Source organism: Paraburkholderia sp. BL25I1N1, assembly GCF_003002025.1.
In the GTDB taxonomy this organism is placed as follows: Bacteria; Pseudomonadota; Gammaproteobacteria; order Burkholderiales; family Burkholderiaceae; genus Paraburkholderia.
The window spans coordinates 14,746-40,900 of record NZ_PVZB01000032.1 but is presented as its reverse complement, the minus strand read 5'-3'; the positions used below and the strand labels follow the sequence as shown (position 1 = coordinate 40,900).

General features: G+C 61.5%; 29 protein-coding genes. 14 read left to right on the top strand and 15 right to left on the bottom strand.

Annotated features, from left to right (window positions below; all coding sequences use genetic code 11):
- The first annotated feature begins 52 nt into the window (after nt 1-52).
- Nucleotides 53-796 (top strand): SDR family oxidoreductase, encoded by a 744-nt coding sequence (locus B0G73_RS34325; protein WP_106285556.1) that lies wholly within the window; start codon nt 53-55, stop codon nt 794-796.
- Nucleotides 797-808: 12 nt separating this feature from the next.
- On the opposite strand, the gene B0G73_RS34320 is transcribed toward B0G73_RS34325, so the two are convergent.
- Nucleotides 809-1,315 carry a hypothetical protein gene (locus tag B0G73_RS34320; protein WP_106285555.1) on the bottom strand — a complete coding sequence of 169 codons (507 nt, stop codon included), beginning with the start codon at nt 1,313-1,315 and terminating at the stop codon, nt 809-811.
- Between the two features lie 153 nt (nt 1,316-1,468).
- On the opposite strand from B0G73_RS34320, the gene B0G73_RS34315 reads away from it, so the two are divergent.
- From B0G73_RS34315 to B0G73_RS34300, 4 genes are all read left to right on the top strand, one after another.
- Nucleotides 1,469-2,374, top strand: coding sequence for a DUF72 domain-containing protein (locus B0G73_RS34315; protein WP_106285554.1), 906 nt, complete (start codon nt 1,469-1,471; stop codon nt 2,372-2,374).
- 277 nt (nt 2,375-2,651) lie between these two features.
- Nucleotides 2,652-3,251, top strand: a complete 600-nt coding sequence (locus B0G73_RS34310) for a ParB-like protein (RefSeq protein ID WP_106285553.1) — start codon at nt 2,652-2,654, stop codon at nt 3,249-3,251.
- Between the two features lie 50 nt (nt 3,252-3,301).
- Nucleotides 3,302-4,174, top strand: a complete 873-nt coding sequence (locus tag B0G73_RS34305; protein WP_106285552.1) for an endonuclease/exonuclease/phosphatase family protein — start codon at nt 3,302-3,304, stop codon at nt 4,172-4,174.
- Between the two features lie 91 nt (nt 4,175-4,265).
- A complete protein-coding gene (locus B0G73_RS34300; RefSeq protein WP_106285551.1) occupies nt 4,266-5,183 on the top strand; it encodes a YihY/virulence factor BrkB family protein in 918 nt (305 codons plus the stop codon).
- Between the two features lie 191 nt (nt 5,184-5,374).
- Here B0G73_RS34300 and B0G73_RS34295 read toward each other — a convergent pair whose 3' ends face one another.
- Nucleotides 5,375-5,638, bottom strand: coding sequence for a DUF2934 domain-containing protein (locus B0G73_RS34295; RefSeq protein WP_106285550.1), 264 nt, complete (start codon nt 5,636-5,638; stop codon nt 5,375-5,377).
- Nucleotides 5,639-6,205: 567 nt separating this feature from the next.
- On the opposite strand from B0G73_RS34295, the gene B0G73_RS34290 reads away from it, so the two are divergent.
- A complete protein-coding gene (locus tag B0G73_RS34290; protein ID WP_106285549.1) occupies nt 6,206-6,550 on the top strand; it encodes a hypothetical protein in 345 nt (114 codons plus the stop codon).
- 54 nt (nt 6,551-6,604) lie between these two features.
- Here B0G73_RS34290 and B0G73_RS34285 read toward each other — a convergent pair whose 3' ends face one another.
- The 5 genes from B0G73_RS34285 to B0G73_RS34270 all read right to left on the bottom strand — a co-directional run bounded on the left by B0G73_RS34285 (nt 6,605) and on the right by B0G73_RS34270 (nt 9,770).
- Nucleotides 6,605-7,270, bottom strand: coding sequence for a protein-L-isoaspartate(D-aspartate) O-methyltransferase (locus B0G73_RS34285; protein ID WP_106285594.1), 666 nt, complete (start codon nt 7,268-7,270; stop codon nt 6,605-6,607).
- A 413-nt stretch (nt 7,271-7,683) separates the two neighbouring features.
- Complete coding sequence (locus B0G73_RS40765; RefSeq protein WP_166799213.1) at nt 7,684-7,842, bottom strand: hypothetical protein; 159 nt, start codon at nt 7,840-7,842, stop codon at nt 7,684-7,686.
- 27 nt (nt 7,843-7,869) lie between these two features.
- Nucleotides 7,870-8,613, bottom strand: a complete 744-nt coding sequence (phbB, locus tag B0G73_RS34280) for an acetoacetyl-CoA reductase (protein WP_106285548.1) — start codon at nt 8,611-8,613, stop codon at nt 7,870-7,872.
- 157 nt (nt 8,614-8,770) lie between these two features.
- Nucleotides 8,771-9,337 carry a TIGR01841 family phasin gene (phaP, locus tag B0G73_RS34275; RefSeq protein ID WP_106285547.1) on the bottom strand — a complete coding sequence of 189 codons (567 nt, stop codon included), beginning with the start codon at nt 9,335-9,337 and terminating at the stop codon, nt 8,771-8,773.
- Between the two features lie 235 nt (nt 9,338-9,572).
- Nucleotides 9,573-9,770 (bottom strand): hypothetical protein, encoded by a 198-nt coding sequence (locus tag B0G73_RS34270; RefSeq protein WP_106285546.1) that lies wholly within the window; start codon nt 9,768-9,770, stop codon nt 9,573-9,575.
- A 990-nt stretch (nt 9,771-10,760) separates the two neighbouring features.
- On the opposite strand from B0G73_RS34270, the gene B0G73_RS34260 reads away from it, so the two are divergent.
- On the top strand, nt 10,761-11,048 hold the full coding sequence (locus B0G73_RS34260; RefSeq protein ID WP_106285544.1) for a hypothetical protein: 288 nt from the start codon (nt 10,761-10,763) through the stop codon (nt 11,046-11,048).
- A gap of 86 nt (nt 11,049-11,134) precedes the next feature.
- Here the strand turns inward: B0G73_RS34260 and B0G73_RS34255 are convergent, their stop codons facing one another.
- A complete protein-coding gene (locus B0G73_RS34255; protein WP_106285543.1) occupies nt 11,135-11,407 on the bottom strand; it encodes a hypothetical protein in 273 nt (90 codons plus the stop codon).
- A 273-nt stretch (nt 11,408-11,680) separates the two neighbouring features.
- Here B0G73_RS34255 and B0G73_RS40760 point away from each other — a divergent pair, with 273 nt between their 5' ends.
- Nucleotides 11,681-11,860 carry a hypothetical protein gene (locus B0G73_RS40760; protein ID WP_181196711.1) on the top strand — a complete coding sequence of 60 codons (180 nt, stop codon included), beginning with the start codon at nt 11,681-11,683 and terminating at the stop codon, nt 11,858-11,860.
- A gap of 163 nt (nt 11,861-12,023) precedes the next feature.
- Here B0G73_RS40760 and B0G73_RS34245 read toward each other — a convergent pair whose 3' ends face one another.
- Genes B0G73_RS34245 through B0G73_RS34225 form a run of 5 tightly spaced genes read right to left on the bottom strand, consistent with a single transcriptional unit; the run spans nt 12,024 to nt 17,162 of the window.
- Nucleotides 12,024-13,451, bottom strand: a complete 1,428-nt coding sequence (locus B0G73_RS34245; protein WP_106285542.1) for a cytosine permease — start codon at nt 13,449-13,451, stop codon at nt 12,024-12,026.
- A gap of 25 nt (nt 13,452-13,476) precedes the next feature.
- On the bottom strand, nt 13,477-14,640 hold the full coding sequence (argE, locus tag B0G73_RS34240) for an acetylornithine deacetylase (protein WP_106285541.1): 1,164 nt from the start codon (nt 14,638-14,640) through the stop codon (nt 13,477-13,479).
- On the bottom strand, nt 14,633-15,310 hold the full coding sequence (locus tag B0G73_RS34235; protein ID WP_106285540.1) for a DUF1028 domain-containing protein: 678 nt from the start codon (nt 15,308-15,310) through the stop codon (nt 14,633-14,635). Before B0G73_RS34235 ends, argE begins: the two co-directional genes overlap by 8 nt.
- A 10-nt stretch (nt 15,311-15,320) precedes the next feature.
- Nucleotides 15,321-15,758 carry a RidA family protein gene (locus B0G73_RS34230; protein ID WP_106285539.1) on the bottom strand — a complete coding sequence of 146 codons (438 nt, stop codon included), beginning with the start codon at nt 15,756-15,758 and terminating at the stop codon, nt 15,321-15,323.
- 54 nt (nt 15,759-15,812) lie between these two features.
- Nucleotides 15,813-17,162 carry an NAD(P)/FAD-dependent oxidoreductase gene (locus tag B0G73_RS34225; RefSeq protein WP_106285538.1) on the bottom strand — a complete coding sequence of 450 codons (1,350 nt, stop codon included), beginning with the start codon at nt 17,160-17,162 and terminating at the stop codon, nt 15,813-15,815.
- 264 nt (nt 17,163-17,426) lie between these two features.
- On the opposite strand from B0G73_RS34225, the gene B0G73_RS34220 reads away from it, so the two are divergent.
- From B0G73_RS34220 to B0G73_RS34195, 6 genes are all read left to right on the top strand, one after another.
- Nucleotides 17,427-18,353: a LysR family transcriptional regulator gene (locus B0G73_RS34220; RefSeq protein WP_106285537.1), complete on the top strand. Its 927-nt coding sequence runs from the start codon at nt 17,427-17,429 to the stop codon at nt 18,351-18,353.
- Nucleotides 18,354-18,535: 182 nt separating this feature from the next.
- On the top strand, nt 18,536-19,699 hold the full coding sequence (locus B0G73_RS34215; protein WP_106285536.1) for an SRPBCC family protein: 1,164 nt from the start codon (nt 18,536-18,538) through the stop codon (nt 19,697-19,699).
- Nucleotides 19,700-19,731: 32 nt separating this feature from the next.
- A complete protein-coding gene (locus B0G73_RS34210; RefSeq protein WP_106285593.1) occupies nt 19,732-20,913 on the top strand; it encodes an ABC transporter ATP-binding protein in 1,182 nt (393 codons plus the stop codon).
- A 1-nt stretch (nt 20,914) separates the two neighbouring features.
- Nucleotides 20,915-21,970 (top strand): ABC transporter substrate-binding protein, encoded by a 1,056-nt coding sequence (locus tag B0G73_RS34205; protein ID WP_106285535.1) that lies wholly within the window; start codon nt 20,915-20,917, stop codon nt 21,968-21,970.
- Nucleotides 21,971-22,007: 37 nt separating this feature from the next.
- A complete protein-coding gene (locus B0G73_RS34200; RefSeq protein WP_106285534.1) occupies nt 22,008-23,261 on the top strand; it encodes an ABC transporter permease in 1,254 nt (417 codons plus the stop codon).
- A gap of 26 nt (nt 23,262-23,287) precedes the next feature.
- A complete protein-coding gene (locus B0G73_RS34195; RefSeq protein ID WP_106285533.1) occupies nt 23,288-24,106 on the top strand; it encodes an ABC transporter permease in 819 nt (272 codons plus the stop codon).
- A 75-nt stretch (nt 24,107-24,181) separates the two neighbouring features.
- Here the strand turns inward: B0G73_RS34195 and B0G73_RS34190 are convergent, their stop codons facing one another.
- Together B0G73_RS34190 and B0G73_RS34185 are read right to left on the bottom strand one after the other, a co-directional pair.
- Complete coding sequence (locus B0G73_RS34190; RefSeq protein WP_106285532.1) at nt 24,182-24,613, bottom strand: hypothetical protein; 432 nt, start codon at nt 24,611-24,613, stop codon at nt 24,182-24,184.
- Between the two features lie 166 nt (nt 24,614-24,779).
- Nucleotides 24,780-25,832: an AraC family transcriptional regulator gene (locus tag B0G73_RS34185; RefSeq protein WP_106285592.1), complete on the bottom strand. Its 1,053-nt coding sequence runs from the start codon at nt 25,830-25,832 to the stop codon at nt 24,780-24,782.
- Between the last annotated feature and the right edge of the window lie 323 nt (nt 25,833-26,155).

Genomic DNA, 26,155 nt, shown 5'->3' with positions numbered 1-26,155 from the left:
CCGGCGGTGGCGACTTATTGTGTGGATCCCGCCACCCTCTATTGGACTCGCCATGAAAACCGTCCTGATCACCGGATGCTCGTCCGGATTCGGCCTCGACACCGCCCGCTATTTCCTCGAACGTGACTGGCGCGTCATCGCCACCATGCGCACGCCGCGCGAGGATGTTCTGCCGCGCTCCGAACGTCTGCGCGTACTTGGCCTCAATGTGACGGATCCGCAGAGCATCCGTGATGCCGTGGAGGCTGCCGGGCCGCTCGACGTACTCGTCAATAACGCGGGGATTGGCGTGCTGAACGCCCTAGAAGGCACCTCGATGGACATCGCTCGCGAAGTCTTCGAAACGAACACGCTCGGCACGATAGCGATGACCCAGGCGGTCCTGCCTCAGTTTCGGGAACGCAGGGAAGGCGTCGTCGTCAACGTCACTTCGAGTGTGACCTTGAGGCCGCTCCATCTGTTGTCCGTGTACACCGCCAGCAAGGCGGCGATCAACGCGTTCAGCGAATCCGTGGCGCTGGAACTGGAGCCGTTCGATGTACGCGTGCGCCTCGTCCTGCCGGGACGCGCGCCGGAAACCCGCTTCGGCGAAAACGCGCAGTCCCGCATGCAGGGCGGCGTTCCCGAAGCGTATTCGGATCTGGCGCAACGCGTCTTCGCCCAATGGCAGCAGGAGTCGGCGATCACACGCTCGCTCGACGTAGCGCAAGCCGTGTGGCGCGCGGCGAACGACCCATCGGCCCCGCTGCGCATCGCCGCCGGTGAGGACGCTATTGCGTGGGCCAATTCGCAGTGAAGCGGACGGCTGTCAGGACTTCTTCGTACGCGGTAGCGCCGCATTCAGAAACGGATTGAAGGTGCTCGACCCGGCCGGCGTATCGGCTTTGTTCGAGCGACGCCGCTTGGCCGAGGGTGCACTGCCGGACAATTGCGCCAGCAGTTCATCCGCAGCGGATTCTTCGTTCGCGTCGGCTGGTTTTCTGGTTTTGGCGCGCCGCGGTTCGGCTTCCCTGGCAGTTTCACTCGCAGCGCCAGCCGAAAGCGCGGTTTCCGCGATGTGTTCGACCACCGTCATAAACGAGGTCGACGCCGACTGCTGGTCATCGCCCGGAAGCATCGTGTGTACGACGATTTCATGCAGCGAGCGGCCATCGACGGAACGGACTCGTGGGGTGCCATGCCAGTCGGCATCCGCTTGGGCGAACGCGCCAATGACGCGCTCCAGCACCGCCGGCGACAGCACGCCGCCGTCGTAGAGGCTAACGACCACGCGCTCGAAAATTCCAAACGCGGTTGATGGAGAAGCTTTCGGCACGACTTCTTACTCCTTGATAGTCCGTTATTGAGCGCCTTGCAGTCAGGCGATCCGTACCCTGTGAACTGAACCCCGGGCGCCGCGACACTGCGGGAACACCGGTTGCTCGCGTCGTCTGCATTCGGTTCACACATGCATTCGCGCGATAGACCCATGAAACAGATCGGCGACGTACGTATCGGCATTTCCGGTTGGCGCTACAAGGGGTGGAGAGATGCCTTCTACCCCCGTGGGCTGAAACAGGCCGCCGAACTGCAGTTTGCGTCGTCGCTTTTCCAGAGCATTGAAATCAATGGTACGCATTACAGCCTTCAGTCGCTCGACAGTTGGCGGCGTTGGTATGCCGAGACGCCCGCCGATTTCGTCTTCAGTGTGAAAGGCGCGCGGTATCTGACGCATCTGCTGCGTTTCCGCGACGACACCGCGCAAGTGGGCAGCGCCAATTTTTTCGCGCAGGGCCTGCTCGCCCTGAATGAAAAGCTGGGCCCCATTCTGTGGCAGTTCCCGCCTTCGTTCCGCTTCGAGCCGGCGGCCATGGAACGCTTTTTACGTTTCCTGCCTCGCGACACTGCGGCCGCGCTCTCTTTGGCGGAGCAACACGATGCGCGGGTCAAGACGCCCTATGTCGCGATAGACCGCAAGCGCAAACTGCGCCACGCCGTCGAGGTGCGTCACGCCAGTTTTATGGACGCCGCTTTCATCGACCTGCTCAGGCAATACGACACCGCGCTGGTTGTCTCCGATTCGACCGAACCGTGGCCGCTGGCGGAAGACGTTACCGCTGACTTCGTGTACATCCGACTGCACGGCACCGAGTCGCGGTATTCCGGCGCCTACGCGGACGAAGCGCTAGACGACTGGGCCGCCCGCATCGACGCATGGCGCCGCGGTTCGCAGCCCGCAAACGCGCGGCTGATCGCGCCGAATCCTCATCCACCGCGTCGGGCGCGCCGCGACGTGTACTGCTATTTCGACAACGATGCCAAAACACATGCGCCCTTCGACGCGCAGCGGTTGATCGAACGGCTCGGCTTAGAAGCCGTGCATTCGGTGGCGTAAGCGGAAGGCAGGATTTCAGCGCGGACCACAAGCATTAGATCGATTGTTTGCGCTTACTGCTCAGCTTGTCCGCGAGTTGAAGGGCAGCGACAATCGCGGTTATAGACGCGTTGCCGCGCCGGTTTGACTCGGAGCAAGGCACACGCCCGGCGCGAGAACGAGGGTTCGTCATGACGACTGCCAGACACGCGTGCTGCTTCTATTCACAGCGGCATGCATCTTGCGCGAGGACTCAACAGGCGGACTCTGGTCGACCGCTTTTTGCAAGGGAGACGGCATGATCACACTAAAAATCGAACGCCTGCGTCCCACTCAACTGACACACGGCGCGCGGGAGGTCCGCAATAAAATCAGCCAATATAAAGCGCTGAGCGGGCACGATCTGGAAATGGCGATCGCTGAGAAACCGATACCCGTCGTCTACGGTCCGGGCGACACGCCGTTTGCGATCGACCATCATCACGTGGCCGCCGCGCTCTGGCACGTGGGCGTCAAGTCCGTGCCGGTCGTTCTGGTCAGGGATCTTTCCTCTTATTCGCAGGCGTCTTTCTGGCTGAGCATGGAAAACGAACGGTGGGCGTATCCGTTCGACGCTGAAGGCAAACGCCGGCCGTTTTCCGATTTGCCGGAACACATCTGGGCGCTGCCCGATGACGAGTACCGCAGCCTCGCAGCGGCAGTGCGCGATGCCGGCGGCTATGAGAAAACCAATGTCCCACTGGAAGAATTCCGCTGGGCCGACTTCTTTCGCTCGAATCTGCCACGACCGGACAGCGACGAGAAATTCGCCGCGCTGGTGGACGAAGCGATCAGCCTGGCAAAGACCAAGGCGGCGCTGGGACTGCCCGGCTACCTCGGTCCGGACACAGTGGGCTAGCTCTGCCCCGGACAACCTGGCGGCGCAAGCCGAATGGAGGTTAAACCGCCATGAAACTCGTCGATTGGAATGTTCAATGGGGACGCGGCGCGGACGGCCGGGTCGACCTCGCCCGAATCGTACGCGAAGCGCGCGCGCTGTGCGATTTCGACATTCTCTGCGTGCAGGAAGTCACGCGCGGTTTTCATGAAGGCCCGGCGTCGGGCGGTTTGGCCGGCGGCCCATCCGCCGATCAATTCGTCGAGTTGGCCGCGCTGCTTCCGCAGTTCACGGTGCTCGACGCAGTGGGATCCGATCTTCCGGCGCTCGGCGCGAGCCGGCACCGGCGTCAGTTCGGCAACGCGATCGTCACGCGCCTGCCCGTCAGGCAAGTACTGCGTCATTCGCTGCCCTGGCCGGCGGACCCGGCCAAACCGTCGATGATGAGAGTCGCGCTCGAAGCCGTGATCGAAACCGATATTGGCGCGATACGGGTGGTCTCCACGCACCTTGAGTTCTATTCGGAGACGCAGCGGCTCGCGCAGGTCGCCAGTTTGCGGGAACTGCACAGGGAAGCGTGCGCTCACGCGCGAGCGCCCGCCAAGGCGGAGAAAATCGACAGCCCGTTTTACAACACCGCGCGACCCATGGACGCGATTGTCTGTGGCGACTTTAACAGTGCGTTCGAAAGCAGCGCGTATCGCCAGATGCTCGAACCGATTGCCGACGCTCCCCGTTTTATCGACGCGTGGGCCAGTTCGCACCCTCACGCTCCGCGTGCCCCGACAGTGGGTTTATATGACCACGACCAGTGGCCGGAGGGGCCATTCGCCTGCGACTTCATTTTCGTAACCGAGGATCTGACATCGCGCATCGCAGCTTGCGAGGTCGATCAGGATAGCGAGGCCTCGGATCATCAGCCGATGTGGCTCGAACTGCGCTAGGCGTCGATGAAAAACAAGCCCTGACGCCGCGGCGGCTCGGAAATTGCTCGGATCGAGGACACTGAAGACAACCAGCCGGCCGGAGAACAGCATGGAATATCAGCGACGCGATGCAGGCTCCCGATCCAGCCGGGCAGGCGGCGCAGTGGCCGTCATGAGGGACGCCGTCGAGCGATTTTCGTCGGACCGTTGCGCGATGATGGGCGCGAGCATCGGTTTCTACTCCGCGTTTTCTCTGGCCCCGACTTTAGTGATCGTCCTCGCGATTACAGGCTGGTTCGTCGGCCGCGACATCGCGCAGGGGCAATTCTTTGGTCAGATCAGGCAGTTGCTCGGCAATGACGCCGCCAGTGCGATGCAGGCTGTCGTCGAGCACGCGCATCGTTCGAATGGTAGCGGCATGGCGGCGGCGTTCTCTGTCGTGCTGCTTCTCGTCGGGGCCTCGGCGACGTTCTCCTGCCTGAATACAGCACTCGATGTCGTGTTCGCGGCAAAATCGCCTAAAGGCCTTGTGGGCCTCGCGTGGGTCATACGGGCGCGACTCGTCTCGCTCGGCCTGCTCATGGGACTCAGCTTTCTGCTGGTGGTCTCGCTGGTACTCGACGCCGCGATACAGACGGCCGGCAGCGCCGTTTTCGGTAGCTCGACGCTTAGCGTCATTGCCGACGTCGCGCAGTCCACTTTCGGCCTCGTGATACTGACGTTCGGGCTCGGCGCGCTGATCAAGTGGCTCCCCGACAAGCGGGTCAATTTCCGTTCCGCGCTGATCGGCGGGGCCGTCGCGGCGCTGCTGTTTACCGTGGGCCGGCACCTGTTCGGTTTATATCTCGCGCATGCTGGAACCGCAGGCGCATTCGGTGCAGCAGGTTCGCTCGCTGTGTTGATGATGTGGCTATATTTTTGCGGCATCGTTTTTCTTTTCGGCGCGGAGGTCACTGCTTCGTTGTCTCAAACGCCGAAAGACGACAACGCCGCGGACGTCAAGGCTCGTTTGAACGCGACGCATTGAAGCGCCCTAAAAAAGCGGGCGTTTCAAACCTGGACATCCGAGGCGGCGAGTATGCGGCCTCAATCCACGCATGCGAGGCGCGGCAGTGTGAGGCGATCCTGCCGACGCCCGCAACGCAGTTCGGCTGGTCCGATCAGTTAGCGAGCAGTATCTGCGAGCCGTGCGCTCCGAACGCCACGGCAGCGCCGACGCTACCGGTTTTCTCGAGTTCCTGCATCCGCACCGTCGCCAGACATGTCCTGTAACTGCTCTTCTGGCGCGATGCGGCCGCCCCGCTCCCGTTCAGCTGACTGATCGGCGCTGGGTTCAAGACTGTCCTGCGCATCGTCACCCTCGGCTTCGATCTGCCGGCGCGCTTCCTCCCAGTGCTTTTCCGCGTTGTTGTCCGGTGACGGATCGTTTTCCCAGAGATGATATGCCCGGGTACGAATGCGGGCTTCGAGATCGTTGTCCATGCTGCGTTTCTCCTAAAAAAGTGAATGCGGCGATGCGAGCCGGTGTCGCGGCGAGTCCGGCGCCCTACTGTCGTTCGCTGATCGGCACGCGCACGGACGAACCATGATGATGCAGAGCGCGCCGGATAACAGAAGCCGGACAGTGTCGTCCCCAAGTGCGGATCTCACGTTACACAGGAAGTGAGAATGGCCGTATGAGCTTGAGCAAAGGCTATACCCGCACGGTTCTGGAAACTGGCCGGTTGCCTCACGGCTTACATTGCTTCGCTCGACTTGCAATGCAGTGCAAAAAATTCGCGTCTATGCGTGCTTCTTCTATAAACCGCTAATGGATCGCAATTCGCCGCTCTTCGTGACCGACCAGTCGCCCCATCGCAACGACACGCCACACCACAGTATCGACGAGTAATTCAGCGGGTTTCCGCACGCAAACGTCGCCGATTACGGTGCACAGTCCTCATGTTCGGTGAACGGGCAGACTATAACGGTACTCATACAGTGAACCTCCTGCGAGCGGCCGATCGGCTCCCGCTCCTGCCCCGCGTGACTGGCCATTCGGAGTTCAGAATGCAATCGACTGACGAGCAAGTCGCAGTGCCACCGGATGATCCCGCCGCGAAAGAGATGGCGGTTGAAAACAGCACAGCGGATCGGCACGATCGTTACCGGCTCACCGTGCGCGCAAAGGCGGGGCATCTGAGAGTCGTTGCCGCGTGGCAGGTTCTCGGTTGCGAGGCACCGCAGGCGGACCACGTGCGCATCCGCGTGGATCGGCGTCACTGCTACGAAGAAATGACCGTTACATTCACGGCGGTGTCGCCCGACACGCTCGCGGCGATGGTGGGCCGCCTGGTCGCGCTGCCATGGGCGCTAGACGCGTATTTTTGCCCCTGCGCGTTGTCGTCGGGGTAACAGCTTCCTTCCCGCGTCCGCTGGCCGACGAATGCCTCACGCGCCCGCATCGACTTACCACCCGTCCATGTCGCCCCAGCCCTGGGCACCGATCAACGGCACAAAACGCACGAGTTCGAGTATTTCTTCGTGGTAGGTTGTGCTGCTGTCCCGAGTGAGGCGGATCAGCCGCTGATGGTCCGGATCCGGGCCCACAGGCATCACAATGCGGCCGCCGATCTCGAGTTGCGCGCTCCACGCGGGTGGCACGCCCGGACCGGATGCGGTGGCGACGATGGCATCGAACGGGGCACGCGCCGGCAACCCGAGCGTGCCGTCCGCGGTGTAGACATTCACGTTGCGATAGCCTAGCGCGCGGAGCCGATCCGTGGCGCTCTCAGCCAACTGCCTGTGACGCTCGATCGTGTCGACGCGCGCAACCATTTCCGCAAGCACGGCCGCCGCGTAGCCGGAACCCGTGCCGATCTCGAGCACACGGTCTTGCGGCTCGAGGCGCGCCGCCTGGAGCATCCGCGCGACCATGAACGGTTGTGTGATGGTCTGGCCGGCATCGATCGGCAGGGCTGCGTCCGCATAAGCCCACGCGCGCAAATCAGGGCTTAGAAACACCTCGCGCGGCACGCGACGCATTGCGTTCAGAATGCGCGAATCCGCGATGCCGCGCGCGATCAGTTGCCGCTCGACCATCCTTTCGCGCGACGTTGCAAGATCTTCATGCACCGTGCTTCTCCCCTTATTGTGCAGCGGCACACTGTCCCGGGGCTGCCTGAACATACTTCACCATAGCGCGAAAAATGCCGGAAGACATAGCCTGAGAACGAAGGCCGTTATGTACGCGGAGCCGCCTATCTTTTTCAGCAACTGACGTGCCTCGGGATCGGGTACGCAGGCGGCTCATCACGCCCGGCTACGCCGATGAAAGCGCCCGTCGACATTGGGCGAAGAGTGCGAAAAGACGCTTGATATAAAGGCGCAATGTCACGCGCCGTGCGCCCGCGCAACATTCGTGGCCCGCTTAAAGCGTCATGACAATCGTGATCGCGCTGATCACGAAGAATGGCGGGACGTCGAGCGCGGCAACACGTCCTCTTCCCATCAATAATTCACCGCGCCCTAGAGCGCGGTAACCCGGCTCAATGCCGTGCGCTGCGCCAATGCGGCCAGTAGTGATGGTGCCCCATCTGCCTAAGCCGCTTTCGACGCATTTGCTCCTGGTGATAGTGAGCGGCGACGAACACGGCTGCGGTCGCCATCACGAACGAACCTACGACGATTGCCACTGCTTCATTCATCGGAACCTCCGCTGCTGACTATCCGCTTCATTGCAGGTGCTGCCCGCCATTGATCGCAATGTTGGCTCCGGTCACGAAACCGGCTTCGCGCGAGCACAGGTATAGCACCAGTGCGGCGACTTCGTCGGGCTGTCCGAGGCGGCCGACCGGAATCTGCGGAATGATCTTCGTCTCGCGGATTTCCTCGGGCACCGCCATCACCATCTTCGTTGCGATATAACCTGGCGAGATCGTGTTGACGGTCACGCCTCGCTTCGCCACCTCGAGCGCCAGCGATTTCGTGAAGCCGTGCATGCCCGCCTTGGCCGCCGCATAGTTGGTCTGACCGAAGCCGCCCTTCGAGCCGATGATCGACGACACGTTGATGATGCGGCCCCAGCCTCGCTCGACCATGCTGTCGCACACCGGCTTCGTCATGTTGAATACCGAATCGAGGTTGGTTCGGATTACCGCGTCCCAATTGACCTTGTCCAGCTTCTTGAAGCTCGCGTCGCGCGTGATGCCGGCGTTATTGATCAGGATATCGACCGGGCCGACTTCAGCTCCGATCTGCGCCGCGCATCGGCTGCACGAGTCGTAGTCGGCGACATCGACCGCGTATGCGCGGAACTGTCGTCCCTGCGCTTCCATCCGCGCGAGCCACTCGTTCGCGCCGGTATTGGCCGGCGAACAGGTAACCACGACCGCATACCCGGCGTCATGCAGCTTGATGCTGATTGCTTCACCAAGTCCGCCCATTCCACCCGTCACCACCGCGATCTGCTTTGCCATCGAATCGTCCTCGCAAAAAATCGGCCTCGTAAATACCTGGAGCCACGCTGCATTCAGTCAAGAACTTGATGTACTGGTAACCGGCCTGCGTCGCTCCTTCAGTATTCCTTCAGATAAAACAGGAACGGCAACGCGGGCATCGCTGCCCGCGTTGGTCTTATCCCTTCGCGCCGACGGCTACCGGAACCTGTTCGGCGCGTCGAGCGGCCTTCGAGGCTATGGCTGTGACAGCGTCGAAATTACTCCCGGCGGCCTGCACGGCCTGTTGCCCGGTTTTCTGCAGGGTTTCGTACAGTGTGGTCGTGGCGCTGATCGCGGACTTCCACGCGGCGATCGCCGCTTCGGAACCTGCCGGCGCATTCTTCGCCGTTTCCTCGACGAACGCCTGCACGCGCGCGTTGTGCCGCTCGTACTGCGCCTGTGCCAACTGCGTGAGTTCAGCCTGCGTGGCCGATGCGATGTCGAACACTTGCCGGCCGTATGACAGCGATTTCTCAGCGAAAGGCCCGGTGAGGCCTGATTGCAGCGCGAACCATTGCAGCGGGTCCGTCGTGCCCGGCGACTTCGTTATATTCTCCTGCGCCTCAGCCAGCGTGGACCTGACGGCCTGCAGATTCAGCGCAACCAGTTTCTCCGCGCCTTCAAAGACCTTCCCTGTCAACCCGAAAAATGCGTCGAGGCTGGCCTTCACGGCAACGGCCTGGTCGGGACTCGATAGAGCCATGGTTGAATTCCTCAAAATTCGATCCGGTGCACGAAACCCCCGATCGGACGGGAGTGTTGCGACGGATCGTGATGGTGGATAAATCGAAGCGCAAGGACGCCTGTCAGGCAGAATGCGTCGCCAGAACTTCGACGGTCGTTACATCAACAGGCACTACAAACCAACCCGCAGCCAGAACAATGCATTCATGACTGTGTCTTCGCCGTGCTCGCCGGGAGGCGAGCGCCGCGAATATTTAGCGCATCCGGGCGACCGCCCTGAGAATAGAATCGCCGTCGCTCGTAAGATGAGCACGCGGGCTTCCTGACGCAAAATTTTCCAGCGAGATGAGCTGCCGCTCCAGCAGCGTGTCGAGTTCGGCGCGGCCCAGTTCGATCTGGTCCGGTGCGCTCTTGATGAGCATCAAGGTAGCGAACTCATGGGGACTCAACATAGCGTCTCCTCGATTTAGTCTCTCTACGCCAAGCGTATGGATTACGTCTCCTGCAAAACTGCCGGCAAATTTCCTGCCACTCCCTCCGTGAAGCAATCGTGCGAGAAATCGAATCACGGAGACGCCATCATAACCGCTCAATTTTTGAACGCAATATGTGAAATGCTTTTTTTGCGTCGATGCGTTTTCTTTTTATGTAGAACGCAACTCGAAGGTTTTTCCATTCGTCTGAGAAATCTCTGAAACGCATTACCAGCGTGGCTTTCATCTATCCGTATTACATATTGCCGTTTTAATAGCTCACTTACTTACCACAACTGATCGGCCGCGAATCCAATAGGCCGTTTATATTTGAATCGTATATTTATACGTTAAGTCCCGCCCTCTACGACTATCGCAAAATTGCGAAATATTTATTACGGCGGTCGTATTTGTCGCGCGGCGCCGGGTGAAAAAGCGGCGGACCATATCGGTCATGTCTGATTCGGCGAAAGCTCGCCAGATACTGGCCTCCGCCGGTATGTTCTGCCTCTTCGACAGAGGTATGATGGATGTTGCAAGTCACGTCCGCGTAGGAGGAAATCATGCCTTCAACACCGCCCACACGCCGCATTCACCGGCCAGGAATTCCGGACCATCCAGTCCGCGGCGTTACGCCGGGCACCCGGTCGGCGACCGCCAAATCTGCACCACGCACCAAGCCCGATGTTCCCGACGCCGCGGAAGCAGAACCGGTGCCGCACGAGCATCTGCCGAGCAGATCGGACGACAATTGAGCCGCCTGCGTGTTTGCTGACACTGCGTGCCCCCGCTCCGCACAACCGTTCAACCACGAATGATCTATAACAATAAGGCGCTGCGGAGTGGACGGGCTGCGTGCTGTCCGGCCGCCCCCAAGTCCGCCATTCAACGGTGGAGGCTCAGCGAAGGCAGCCTGATGGATCCATGCTTTGTCTGTTCGAATTTCGATTAGCAGGTATCGGAGGCAACATGAAGTACGAGTACGGCGGCTGGGTTATCGACGCAACCGCGGATTTTTCGCTGGGTCAGTTCTTCGCGCATGCGCGGATCATCCGAACTTCCCCTGACGACGATGTGGATACCGAAATGCACATCGAGCGCAATCTTGCCTGGTTCGAAACCGAAGACGAGGCCATCGAGCTCGCGCGGCAATGGGCAATCGAGTGGATCGATGCGCGTGACGATCATTCCACGATGACGGACCCTGGTTCGTTGGCCCGGCAGAACGAAAGACCGGCGAAGGTCCCGGCCAGATAACCGGATATTGGCGCCAGCGTCTCATGCGTTGCGGCTGTGTTCGGGCCGCGGTGATCGCTGCGGCTTTTTTCGTCCGGAGAATAGGGTCAACGCGCGAACGTGTCGTCCACTACCCGCTGCCCTGCGCTATACCCCGCCATGAGCGCCTCGGCTTGTGTCGGGAACGGTTGCTGGATGGCCGCCCCGAGGCGGATCGGCGCAATCACGGGGCGCGTGGCGCCCACCGCGCCCATCGTTCTGACGTGCACGACGGCGACAAAGCCTCGCGGCGGCAGCAGCGTTACGCTGCCCGCGGTCTCCCAAACGGGTTCTAGCTCCACGGTGACCTCAAAGCCTTTGTACCCGTAGATTCTTTTCATCGCCGATCCTGCATGTTCTGCCCGGTCCTTGAACCGTGGAATGTCCCTGCAGGAAAGTGTACATCGCAGTTGTAACCACGCGGCGATAGGATTTGCGAATAATTCCGCTTGCAATATCAGGCTCGAAAAATGGCGTCATTCACCTCATCGTCGGCGTAGTGCCAGAGCGCGCGACGTCGGCGGCCTGGGCACCGATACCACGCCGACAGCGGACCCTGACCAGAGACGAGGCGCGGCTGCCTGAAATCGCGGCCATATCCGCCTCGTCTAACGATGCAAGCGCAGTCAGCGCAGGTCGGCTCGAAGACCGCGGACTCCTCGTCCGAGGCGCTGGCGAAAAAGCGTTCGAAACGTCGCTCCGGCGACGTAATCAACCTCGGCCGCGATGGCGTCGAGGCCAAGACCGCCGCCGTGCAGGAGCAACTGCGCCCGTTTCTGATTCAAGGCCGATAAGAATCGATCAGGATGCCGATCTATCCGGGCGTCCTGATCTTACTGACCGTTCCAGCCAGCTCGATCTGATGATGGATCGCCTTCTTCGACGGAGCCGATCCGGACGATCGATCGTCAAGCTGGCGAAAGATTTCCATACTCTCGCACGGAAGCCCACCAACAGTCACGACTGTCTCGCCGCGCAAACTGTAACACCGGCAGCCGTTTGTCTGCGCCGATAGCTGGAGTCGCGCGAGGCGAGCCAGTAATACAGCGGCGACGTCAGAAGCAGTCCGATAACCCAGGAGAGATCCGCGCCGTCGAGATACTTCGGCACCGGACCTGCATACATCGGCGTGTTCATAAACGGAATCTGCACGACGATGCCGATCCCATAGGCAATCAGCGCCTGTGGGTTGAAGCGGCCGTAGATGCCGCCGTCCACCTGGAAGATCGACTGGATGTCGTACTTGCCCTTGTGGATCACATAGAAGTCGATCAGATTGATCGCGGTCCACGGCACCAGCACGACCAGCAGCGCGAGCACGAGATCGACCAGATTGCCGACGAAATTCGCCGACGCGCCGATCGCGCCGTAGCAGCATGCCAGGAGTATCGCAATCGACAGCACGGCTCGCGCTTTCGCCGTGGGAATCCAGCGATAGGCGAAGGTCTGCAGCGACGTGATGGCCGCGAGCACCGCGCCGTACAGGTTCAGCGCGTTGTGGCTGATCACGCTCAGCAGGAAGAGGACGAGCATCGGCAGCCCGAGCGGTCCGGTGGCCTGCTTGACGGCATCCATCGCGTCGGCGCCGGGCGCCACCGCGAGCACGGCTACCGCGCCGAAGACGAACGCGAGCGTCGAGCCGATCGTGCAGCCGAGGTAGGTCGCCCAGAACGTCGATGCAACATGCACATTCGCCGGCAGATAGCGCGAATAGTCGGACACGTACGGAGCGAAAGCGATTTGCCAGAGCGCCGACAGCGAAACCGTCGCGAGCCAGCCGGCGATGTTGAATCCGCCGCGCGTGAGAAAGTCGTCCGTGGCGATATGCGTGAGGATATAGCCGAATCCGATCACGATGCCGATCCCGAGCACCCAGGTTCCGACGCGGTTCAGGATATGGATGATCCGGTAACCGATGATGCCGATCAGCCCGGAACCCAGCGCGCCGATCACAATGCCGACAGGAACCGGAATACCCTTCTCGATGCCGTGAAGAGACTTCCCGGCGAGCACGATATTGGACGCGAAGAAACCCACGTACATCACGCCTGCGATCACGGTGACCAGCAGCGCGCCCCATGAACCGAACTGCGCGCGGCTTTGGATCATCTGCGGGATGCCCATTTGCGGACCCTGCGCCGAATGCAGCGCCATCAACACGCCGCCGACCGCCTGACCGACGACGATCGCCACGATGCCCCACAGCAAGTTCAAGTGGAAAATCTGCACGCCGAGCGCGCCGGTGACAATGGGCAATGGCGCGATGTTGCCGCCGAACCATAGCGTGAACAGATCGCGCACCTTGCCATGGCGATCCTCGGGCGGCACATAGCCAATGGTGTGTTTTTCGATCAATGCCGGGGCATTGTGTTCGGAAGTATTCAAGTTCGTCTCCTTCTGTTGTGTCGTCTCAGGACGCGGCCGAAACGTATTCCGCCAGGCGAGCCAGCATCGCGTCGCATTCACGCAATTGCTCGACGGTGACGAATTCGTCCGGCTTATGCCCTTGGTCCATGCTGCCGGGTCCGCACACCACGGCCGGAATGCCCGCCTGATTGAATAGCCCGCCCTCGGTGCCGAATGCGACGGTGCCGAACTCAACGGAACCGCTGAGCAGCGCCAGAAGACGCGCCGCTTCGCTGTCGGGAGATGTGGCCAATCCCGGATAGGCAGACAGCGGTTCAAAGCGGATCTCGGTGTCCGCTTTCACCGCGCGCATCTTCGGTAGCAACTCGGCCTCGGCGTAGGTCTGCAACTCGTCGGCCACCCGGTTGGCGTCGAAGCCAGGCAGCGCGCGCACTTCGAAGTCGAACTCGCATTCGGCCGGCACGATGTTGAGCGCACGGCCGCCCTTGATCACCCCGGTTTGCACAGTCGAGAACGGCGGATCGAAGCGCTCGTCGTGATGTTCGGGCCGCGCCAGTTGCTCGCCGATCTCTTCCAGGCGGCCGATCATGCGCGCCGCGTATTGAATGGCGTTGACGCCATACGGCGCATAAGCCGAATGGCAAGGCGCACCTTTCACCTGACAGCGCATCGCCAGCTTGCCCTTGTGGCCCAGCACCGGTTTGAGTTCCGTCGGTTCGCCGATCAGGCACAGCGCCGGCTTGTGCGCGCGCTGCGCCAATTCCGCCAGCATCGGCCGCACGCCGAGGCATCCGACTTCTTCGTCGTACGAAAAAGCGAGGTGCACCGGCAACTTCAACTCGCGCTCGAGCAAGCCGGGCACCGCTGCCAGCACCGAAGCGATATATCCCTTCATGTCGGCCGTGCCGCGGCCATATAACCGTCCGTCGCGCTCGGTGAGACGGAATGGATCGACGGTCCATGCCTGGCCATCGACGGGCACCACGTCGGTATGGCCGGACAGCACGATGCCGCCGCGCTCACGCGGGCCGATGGTCGCAAACAGATTCGCCTTGGTGCGCTCGGCGTTGTAAAACAGTTCGCTCTCCACACCGAGTTCATCGAGGTAACTTCGGATGAATTCGATCATGTCGAGATTGGAGTCGCGACTGACCGTGGCGAAGCCGATCAGCCGTTCGAGCAGCGCGCGGCTGGAGCGCTCATTCATTGCCGGGCACTCCGTAGCTCGGCGCGGCGGTCGGATTCAACGCCCGGGTCAGGTAGTCCTGCATCTGCGGCTGGTACGCTTGCCACAGACCGGCGAGCTGGCCGATGGGATCGTCATCCGCCCAATCGACCCGCAAATCGACGATCGGCCAGCTCACGTCGCCCACGATCTTGAGCGCCGCCGAATGCACGGGTCCTGCTTCGCCGCCGGCGGCTATCGCGGCATGCATGCCCGCGAGCAGCCGATCGGCAAGCGTGCCAGTTGCCTGCTCGAACGCCGAATGCATCGCCTCGATCACATCGATGCCAGCGAGCATGTTGCCTGCCGCCACACACTGCTTGCCGGCGACGGCGTGATACGTGCCCAGCGCTTCCTTGCCGCTAAAGAACGCCGTGCGGCCCTGCGCATCGATCACGGTCACCTGGCGGTACTCGCTCCACTCGCTCGCGCCGAGCATTCGGTCCAATGCCGCGGTGGGATCGAGTCGCTCGTGCTGCAGAAGATCGAGAATCTGCGGCCCAAGCGCGGGCAGCGTGACGTTTTGCGTCGCCACTGCGCCTACACCTGCGCGGACCCATGGGCAGCGCGCGCCCACCGCGATGCTGGACGAACTGATCGCGATGCCAAGCTGCCCGGATTGCGGGCAACGTCCGACGATTGAGAATGTCATGTCCCGCTCCTTAGGCTTGCGGCGGCGTCCATCCGTCCGGAATCACCGCGACAACGTCGATCTCCATCAACCACTGTGGCTGACCCAACGCGACCACCACCAGGCCTGTCGAAATCGGAAATACACCCTTCAACCACTTTCCGACTTCCTGGTAGACCGGCTCGCGGTAGCGGACGTCGGTCAGGAACGTCGTCGTCTTGACGATGTGAGACAGGTCGCTGCCGGCTTCTTCCAGCAACTGCTTGACGTTCTTCATCGCCTGCTCGGCCTGGGCGCGCGGATCGCCGATCCCGACAAGGCGCCCGTCGAAATCCGTGCCTACCTGACCGCGCACATAGACCGTGTTGCCGGCGCGCACGGCCTGGCAAAGATCGTTGTCGAGCGTCTGGTTCGGATACGTGTCCTTCGTGTTGAACATGCGGATACGGGTATGCGTAGGCTGGTTCATCAATGCACCTCAATGTTAGGAAGAAATGAATCGCGGATTAGAGAGGCGTACGCATCAATTCACGCCCATCTCGCTGACTTTGTGAACGCGTGGACCGGCGGATAGGTTTTCAACGCTTTCCTCGCCGTGGCTCTGTGCCTGCTGTTGCGCGTCGCCGTAATAGGCCGCGTATTTGCGCTGCGTCACGATGTGATCGGCGATATGCTTCGCGTCGTGCCAGACGCCCCAGATGAATGCGGAACCGCGGCGCGACAGCCACGGCAGACCGAGGAAATAGATGCCGGCCTCCTTCGATACACCGCGCTGATGTTTCGGCTTGCCCTTTTCATCGAACGCGTCGACGTTCAGCCAGCTGAAATCGACCGCATAACCAGTCGCCCAGATAATCGACGTCACGCCGGCTTTCGCCAGATCGAGATCGTGCAGCGGGTGCGTCACGCATTCCGGATCCGCGGGAATGACGCGCGCTTCGGGTTCTTCGGGAAGATCGAGACCGTTGCGCTCGGCATACGCGTCGGCGGCGTCGAGCAGCGACAGATAGTTCTCGTCGCCGCGCGCGATGTTCTCCGCGAGATCCGCTTCAAAGGTGACCACGCCGTCATCGAAGGATTTCGTCAGACCCACGAGCGTGATGCCCTGATTCGCGAGACGGCGGAAGTCCACCGTATGGCCGCCACGCGCACCGCTCACCGCAATCGTGACGTGCTCCCTGCCCGGCTTCATGACCTCGGCATCCCATTCGCCGAGCACGCCGAGCCACCAGCAGAAATCGCGGCCGCGATAGGCGCGCGGCGGACGATCGTGCGCGCCGACCGACAGATAGACGCGCTTGCCCGCACGTTGCAACTCATCCGCGATCTGCACGCCCGACGAACCCGCGCCCACCACCAGCACGCCGCCTTCCGGCAATTGAGCGGGATTGCGATAGTCGGCGGAATGAATCTGCGTAAGACCCGAATCTTGCGGCGCGATTGGCGGAATGACGGGGCGCTGAAAGGGTCCGGTTGCGACCACTACACGATTGGCCTCGATCGTGCCTTCCGAGGTTTCGACGGTGAAGCCCTGGCGCCCCGCATTGCGCACAACCTTCTTCACTTCCACACCCGTGCGGATCGGTGCGTCGAATTTCTTCGCATAGGCGACGAAATAATCCGCGACCTGCTCCTTCGAAGCGAATGCGTTGGGGTCGAAGTCCGCGAACTCGAGATTGGGAAAACGATCGTGCCACGCGGGGCCATTGGCAACCAGCGAATCCCAGCGTCCCGTACGCCAGCGCTCGGCGATACGGGCGCGTTCCAGCACGAGATGCGGCACGCCAAGCTTGCCCAGATGTTCGCTGATGGCGACGCCGGCCTGACCGGCGCCGACTACGAGCGTGTCGATTGACGTTGTTTCCACTGTCATGGCTGAGTCCTTCTAAAAAAGCGGAATATTTCGATTCGATCGCGGCGTCACGGCCTTTAAGCGCTCGCGATCGTTGCGGACCCGGCGGTGTTTTCCAGCTACGCGTTGCCACCCGGTCCGTTTGTCTCTCGTCAAAATCTACGCGTCCCTTCAGAATTTGAAAAATATATTTAAAAAATGCATCGCATCGGATTTGCCTATGCAAGGCTTTTTGACCGCCTCACAATGCCGCGCATGACAGGTCTAAAACATGGAGCGTCGTCGATGGAGAGTCAACCGTTGCGTTACTCGTTGCGCCAGTTGCGCTATTTCGTGGTCACCGCGGAAGTACTGTCTTTCACCGCCGCAGCGAAACGCCTGCACATCTCCCAGCCGTCGATCTCGACAGCGCTCGCGGATCTCGAAGTGTCGTTCGGCGTGCAACTGTTCATCCGGCATCACGCGAGCGGTCTCTCGCTCACGCAAGCCGGGCGCGATCTGCTCGGGCAAGCGCGCAATCTCCTGAAGTTTGCGGAGGAGTTGCAGACCACCGCGAAGGAAATGGATGGCGGCATGACCGGCGCCATCACGCTCGGCTGCATGGTCTCGCTCGCGCCGCCGCTGATGCCGCGACTGATCAGCCGATTCATCGACGAGCACGCGGGCATCTCGTTTCGCACGGTGGAGGCGCATCAGGACGGTCTCTTGCGCGGCCTGCACGACGGCTCGCTCGACATTGCCCTCACTTACAGTCTCGACCTGGCTGAAGACATCGCCTTCACGCCGCTGCTCTCGCTGCCGCCTTATGCGATCCTGCCGCGGACGCATCGTCTGGCACGCGCGCGCAAAGTATCGCTCGCCGACCTCCTTCCCGAGCCTTATGTGATGCTCGACCTGCCGCACAGCCGCGAGTATTTCGCCGCACTCTTCGATGCGGTGGGCAGCCGTCCCGTACCCGCATTCCGTTCGTCGCAGCCGGAGGTCGTGCGCGGCATGGTGGCCAATGGTCTCGGCTATAGCCTTCTGAACTTTCCGCTCAAATCGAACCGCACCGTGGACGGCGAAGAGTTCGTCATTAAGCGTTTCAAAGACAATGTCAATGCAACGATGCTCGGCATCGCGCAATCGCGCACCATGAAGCCGCGCCAGGTGGTGCATCGCTTTGCCTCGTTCTGCGAGACCTATATCCAGAGGCTGCATTTCGACGCATGATGAGAAATGCGCGGTTCTCTGTTTCAATCGCACGCGCGTTGCATAGACAAAAGCTTTGCTTTGTATCTGAAAACAATATTTTGGCTTGCAATTTGGCTTGTTAGATTGGTGTCCATGTTGAGCGCTGCGCCGTAAAGCCTCGCGTTGACGCGCTCTCACCGTGACGAATCAAGGGGGACACCATGGCCAACCCGGCAAGGACGATCGCAGTGCAAGCACTTGTCGACGAACTGCGCGCGGGTTGCGAACGGCCATTCGGCGACGCGCATGCGATGCCGCCCGGCGTCTATACGTCGCCCGAATTCCTCGCACTGGAAGAGCGCGCTATATTCGAGCGGGAATGGCAATGCATCGGCCGCGCCAGTGCGCTCAAGGTGCCTGGCGATTACATGACGGCGCGGATCGGCGCGCAACCTGTCGTCGTATTGCGCGACGAACAGAGGCAACTCAAGTCGATGTCGAACGTGTGCCTGCATCGCATGTCTGTGCTGCTCGAAGGACGCGGCAACGTGCGTCGCATCGTCTGCCCGTATCACGCGTGGAACTATTCACTGGACGGCGCGCTGCAAGGCGCGCCGCTCATGGATCGGCAGGAAAGCTTCTGCAAGGAAAGCTACCGGCTGCCCACCGTGCGTTGCGAAGAATGGCAAGGCTGGATCTACGTGACGCTCGACGCACACGCGCCGCCTGTTCATGCCCAACTCGACGAACTGAGCGAACTCATCGGCGCATACGGCATGTCGGACTACGTCGAGACCTTCCATGAAGAGCACGTGTGGAACACGAACTGGAAGATTCTCGCGGAAAACTTCATGGAAAGCTATCACCTGCCCATGCTGCATCGCGCGACGGTAGGACCGCATTCGCGGCTCGAGGAAATGGAATGCCCGCCGGGCTATCCCGCCTTCAACTATCACTGGATCACGAAGGAAGCGTCCTTGCCCATCGGCAACGCGCATCCGGACAACACGCGCCTCACGGGACATTGGCGCAAGACCACGGCGCTGCTCGCGATCTACCCGACGCATCTCGTCACGCTCACGCCGGGTTACTTCTGGTATCTCGTGCTGCAACCGCAAGGCGCGGAGCACGTGCATATCCGCTTCGGCGGCGGGCTTGCACCGGAGTTCATCGCCGATCCCGAGGCCAATGCGCATATGACGACGCTGAAGAAGCTGCTCGACGAAGTGAACGCGGAAGACAAACGCGGCGTGGAAGCCGTGTTTCGCGGCGTGCATGCGCCGCTCGCCAGGCCCGGTCACCTGAGCCCTCTTGAGCGTCCCAACTATGACTTCGCGCGCTATATCGCCGGCAAAACAAGCGCGGCGCAGGCCGGCGCGCATTGATTACGACGCACCATCGACAGGACGCGATCACGATGTCAAACCCTTCCTTCATTTCGTTCTCGGGCGTGAGCAAATCGTACGACGGCGCCCAATACGTCGTCGACGACTTGAACCTCGACGTGCGCAAGGGAGAATTCCTGTCGCTGCTCGGCCCGTCCGGCTCGGGCAAGACGACCACGCTCATGATGCTCGCGGGATTCGAATCGCCCACGCACGGCGAGATTCGCCTCGACGGCCGCCGGCTCGACGACAAGCCGCCGCATCAGCGCGACATCGGCATGGTGTTTCAGAACTACGCGCTCTTTCCCCATCTGACGATTGCGGAGAACGTTGCGTTTCCGCTCTCCGTGCGGCGCGTGAGCCGCGCCGAGCAGAAAACGCGTGTGCAGCGCGCGCTCGAGATGGTCGAGCTGCCGCATCTGGCGAACCGGCGTCCCGCGCAACTCTCCGGGGGACAGCAGCAGCGCGTGGCGCTCGCGCGCGCGCTCGTGTTCGAGCCGAGCGTCGTGCTGATGGACGAGCCGCTCGGCGCGCTCGACAAACGCCTGCGCGAAACCATGCAATACGAAATCATGCGCCTGCATCGCGAGTTGTCGCTCACGATCGTCTACGTGACGCACGATCAGGCCGAAGCGCTGACCATGTCGGACCGCGTTGCCGTGTTCTCCGATGGCCGCATTCAGCAGGCCGCCACGCCGAGCGAACTGTACGAGAACGCGCAGAACGCCTTCGTCGCGAACTTCGTCGGCGAGAACAATGGTCTGACTGGGCGCGTCGTCAGTGTGGGCGAGGACTGGGCGACGCTCGCGCTCTCGGACGGCAGCGTCATTCGCGGCCGCAGCGAACCAGGCCTGCGCGCGGGCGACGAAGCGATGCTCGCGCTGCGCCCTGAACGCGCACATATTCCCAGCGCCGAAGGCGTGCAGGTCGACGAACACAGCAACGTGGTGCGCGCACAGGTCCAGGAACTGGTGTATTGCGGCGATCATCACCGCGTGCACCTCGCGCTCGGTTCGCGCGATTCCTTTGTCGTGAAAGTACCTAATACGCAGCGCCATGCGCTGCCTTCGCCCGGCAGCGAGATCGAAATCGCATGGCGCCACGACGACTGCAAGATTCTCGCGATGAGCGTGCCGCGCAGCGCGCCCGTGATCCCCGCATCCACCCCGCTCTCACCCTCCATCATCACGACCGCACCTGCAGGAGCCAACTAAAATGCGCACTCTCATCAAAACACAAAACGTCGCACTCGCAGTACTCGCCGCAGCCGCTTTGACCACCATGACCACCCAGGCCGCGGAGACGCTTTCCGTCGTGACCTTCGGCGGTGCATACGAAGCGGCGGCAAAGAAGGCCTATTTCGAACCGTTCACCCAGGCCACCGGCATCGGCTTCTCGACCGAATCGTATGACGGCGGCCTCGCGAAGCTCTCCGCGATGGAGCAGGCGAAGAACACCACGTGGGATCTGATCGACCTCGAAACGAACGACGCGATCACCGCCTGCGACGAAGGCCTCCTGCAGAAGTTCGACAAGAAGACGATCGGCAAGACGAGCGACTTCATTCCCGGCACGATCAGCGATTGCGCGGTCGCGAGCATGGTCTGGTCCACGGTCTACGCGTACGACGCGAGCAAGCTCAAGACCGCGCCGACCACCGTCAACGACTTCTTCGATCTGCAGAAATTCCCGGGCAAGCGCGGCCTGCGCAAATCGCCGAAGGTCACGATGGAATGGGCGTTGATTGCGGACGGCGTCGATCCGAAGGACGTCTACAAAGTACTCGGGACAGCTGCCGGGGTGGATCGCGCGTTCAAGAAGCTCGACACGATCAAGCCGAACATCGTGTGGTGGGAGTCGGGCGCTCAGGCGCCGCAGTTGCTCGCCGACGGCGCCGTCGTGATGACGCAGGCCTACAACGGCCGCATATCCGACGCCGCGAAGAAGGACAACAAGCCGTTCAAGACCGTGTGGGACGCGCAGGTCTACGACTTCGACTGGTGGGCCGTGCCGACGGGCGCGAAGCACGCCGACGCCGCCGCGAAGTTCATCGCCTCCGCTTCGCAGCCGAAGGCGTACGCGGACTTGTCGAAGTACATCGCCTACGCGCCGCCGCGCAAGGACGCAATCGCGCTGATCGACAAGCAACGTCTCGCCGATCTGCCGACCGCGCCCGAGAACTTCAAGCGCGCCTTGCAGATCAACGCGAACTTCTGGGCCGACAACGCGGACCAGATCAACAAGCGCTTCCAGGTATGGCTGACGCAGTAACACAACCGTCCGACGAGAGCCCGACTTGACTGCTCACATGCCCGCTTCGGCCCGCGCCACGGCCCCGGGCTCTCCGACGAGAGCCGACGGCCGCGCGTCGTTTCAAAAGGCGCGCCGCCGTGCCTCGGTGCAGGCGCTGTTGCTCGCGCTGCCGCTGATCGTGTTTCTGCTGTCGACGTTCATTGCGCCGATCGCGCTGCTCCTTGCGCGCAGCGTACAGAACCACGAAGTGCCCGACAGCATGCCCACGCTCACCCGTGCGCTGGATGCATGGGACGGGCGCGGCGTGCCGGACGAGCGCATGTTCACCCTGCTCGCCGCGGGGCTCAGGGAGGCGCAGCAAAGCGGGCAGCTCGGCACGGTCGCGCGGCGGCTGAACTTCGATCAGGCCGAGTTCCGCAGCCTGTTAATGCGTACTGCGCGCCAGTTGCCCGCCGACGCGCCGCCCTCATGGAAACCGGCCCTCATCGAACTCGACCCACGCTGGAATTCGCCGGAGATCTGGCGCTTGCTGAAGCGCGCCGCCACTTCGCCGACGCCCGACTATCTGCTCGCGGCCGTCGATGCGCATGTGACACCACAAGGCGCGGTCGCCTTCGTGCCGGATAACGCTTCAGTCTATCGGCAGGCATTCGTGCGCACGATCTCGATCAGCGCCACGGTCACGCTGCTGTGCCTCCTGCTCGGCTATCCGGTCGCATGGCTGCTCGCGAATCTGCCCGCGAAAAGCAGCAATCGCCTCATGCTCTTCGTAATCGTACCGTTCTGGACCTCGCTGCTCGTGCGCACGACCGCGTGGTACGTTTTGCTGCAGCCGGGCGGCGTCATCAACAGCCTGCTGATGGGTCTCGGTCTCACCACCCATCCACTGCCGCTCATCTTCAACCGCGCGGGCGTGCTCATCGGCATGACACATGTGCTCCTGCCGTACATGATTCTCGCGATCTACTCGGTGATGAAGAGCGTATCGCCCGTGTACGTACGCGCCGCACAATCGCTCGGCGCGCACCCGTTCACCGCGTTCGTGCGGATTTACATTCCGCAGACGCTGCCCGGCGTGGGAGCGGGCTGCTTCCTCGTGTTCGTGCTCGCGCTCGGCTACTACATCACGCCCGCGCTGCTCGGCGGCGCCGGCGACGAGATGATCAGCCAGCTCATTGCCATACAGACCAACACGCAACTCAACTGGGGCCTCGCCGGTGCGCTCTCGGCGTATCTCGTGATTTTCACGGCGATTTTCTATTTCCTGTTCAACCGGATCGTCGGCATCGACCGCTTGCGCTTCGGTTAAACACGCTGACACGACGAGAGATCGACATGCAAGAACAACGCAACAAGGTGCTGACGGAACGCGTCGCCGCGCGCTGGGTGCGGCTGCATACAGCGCTTGTGCTGTTCTTCCTGATTGCGCCGATTCTCGCGATCATTCCGCTCTCGTTCAATTCGGGTTCGTACTTCTCCTACCCGTTGCAGGGCTTTTCGCTGCGCTGGAATGAGCAGGCGCTCACGAGCGCGGACTGGCAGCGATCGCTTCTGAACAGCATCGGCATAGGCGCGGCGTCCACGCTGATCGCCACGTGTCTCGGCACGCTGGCCGCGCTGGGCATTTCACGCACGCAGTTTCCGCTGCGCTCGCTGATCATGCCGATCCTCATCTCGCCGATGATCGTGCCGATTGTCGTTGTGGCCGCGGGCTTCTATCTGATCTTCGCGCCGCTCGGCCTCGTCAACTCGTATCCCGGCGTGGTGCTGGCGCATGCGGCGCTCGGCACGCCGTTCGTGGTGATCACCGTGACGGCGTCGCTGCTTTCATTCGATCAGAGTCTGTTGCGCGCCGCGTCCGGACTCGGGGCGACGCCCTGGATCACGTTCAGGCGCGTGACCTTACCGCTCATCACGCCGGCGGTCGCGACCGGCAGCGTCTTCGCTTTCGCGACCTCGTTCGACGAAGTCATCGTTATTCTGTTCATTGGCGGCCCGGATCAAAAAACCGTACCGCGGCAGATGTGGAGTGGGATTCGCGACTCGATCGATCCGTCGATCCTCGCCGTGGCCACGATGCTGATCGTGTTCGCCGTGCTGCTCTTCGCGAGCATCAACTGGCTGCATGGGAGCCGGGACGGGATTAAGGAATAACGGAGCGTGCTGCCCCGCGATATCTATCGTCGGCGCAAGACGCTCGCCCTCCTCGCTTCGGGATGCGCCGCGAAATCAATGGTACGTCGTCGTCGACGATTGCAGCTTCGTCAGTACACCGCCTTTGAATCTGAACCAGCCTTGCGAGCTTTGCATCACGACTTCATCGCCTTGCCAGAACACGCGCCTGACCGTCATGCGCTTACCCGAGCGCTGCACAAGCGGCGGACGACGGCGAAAGTCGTACAGCACCGGACCGGAATCGGTCTGCACCAGCGTGCGCGTGACGGTGTCGCTTGCATTACCGACCTCATCGAAATGCGTGAGTGTGTCGGCGCTGAAACGATCGAAAACTTCCTTGTCGAGCATCCCCACGAAATCGCGCTCCGCGCGAGCGAATTCCAGTGCGCCCGAAGGCGTGGCAAGCGGGCCGGGCGCGTTGCTCTGCGCATGAACGGAGGTCGCGAAAGAGATGGCCGTGAGTGAAGCGAGGAATAGTCGTCTCATGTTTTCTTTTGGATTCAGTGGCGGTTCCAACGGCGGAGTGCGACTTGCAATCGGACCTTGGGAACGCGGTCATCAATTCTGACCGACACGTTGAAGGTCTGCAACTGAATGATCATCTGCGCTCGCCATGGCACTGTCGCGGACCTATGCAGGCGCGCCGCGCCTGTCACCCATCCTGGCCCGTTCCCTTCCGATAAAGACTGGGTGAGTTTCCAGTCCACTTCCTGAACGACCGGCGAAAGCTCGCCGCGTCCGAAAATCCAATACGCTCGGCAACCTGATCGATAGGAAGTCGCGTGTTCTCGAGAAATTCGATGGCAAGCGACCGGCGCACATCGTTCAACAAGGTTTGATACGAGTAGTTATCGTCGGCGAGCCGTCTATGCAAGGTTCGCAGTGACATGCCGAGTTGGGCGGCCATCTTCTCCGCGGATGGGAACACGCCCGGTGCGTTCAGGCACGCCATGCGGATTTGCCGAGGAAGTTCGGGAATGCCATCGCGTTCTTCGAGAATGCGATCACACAGTTGCTGGCAGATTTGCGCGGTAATCGGATTTGCATTCGGACACGGACGGTCCAGTACATGCACGTCGAAATGCCACTCCATCGTATCCGCGCCGAATTCCACGGGACAGTCGAACATCCTTTCGTAATTCCGCCAATGCGGCGGCGCCGGATACGCCATAACCATGCGCTTCGACGGAAAAGGCGCTTCCAGCACGCGGCTGAATAACACGGTCATAGAGCTGCGCCAGAATTCGGCGACAAACGGCAACATGTCGCCAAGCGATGCGAGTCCGTGGCTGCTCAGAATGCCGGTGTCCCCTTTGGTGGAATAGCTGATCTGCAGAACCGCGCCGGCCATCCTGACATTTTCGACGCTGAATTTCAGCGCGTCTCCAAAGGTTGTACTGCTGACCATGGCGTAGCCATATATGCCGAAGTCACTGATCCTCTGACGAGCGCCGGCGAGCAATCCAACATCGGCTCGTGTCGCAAGCCGTTGAGCGTTTCGATAAATGGCGAGGCGCTGACGATGCGAAATTCTCGCCTGCGAATCCTCCAACTGGTTCGCATGGACACCCGTGTTCGCGAACAGTTTGTTGACGGAAACGCCCTCCGCCGCCAGTTCCGCGGCGAGCGCGGCCAAGCCCAGAAGACTCTGCGTGGGCGCGTCGAGATCCGGATGCAATGGCGTGATGATTTTGGGTGGTCGCACGATATGCCTCATTCCAGTTGCGGACATGCTCGCACATTTTCTCGATCTTCGTTGGGCGCGTTTGGCACAGTTTGACACGGCAATTGGCAGGGTTGGACGTTGCCGCTCAACGAGCTGGCTGAGATAGTAACCATCAACGGCGCATGCCGAAAAACAGATGGAGACAAGCTATGAAGTCCTCAGTTGACCCCGCGCGGACACTAGTGACAACCCTGATCGGTGCGCATCCTGAGACCGTGGTTGGCGCAATCGGTCCCGTCAATGCGGCGACGCAACACGCTCCGCTGATAAGCACCACTGCCGCATCGGTTTAATACACCGAT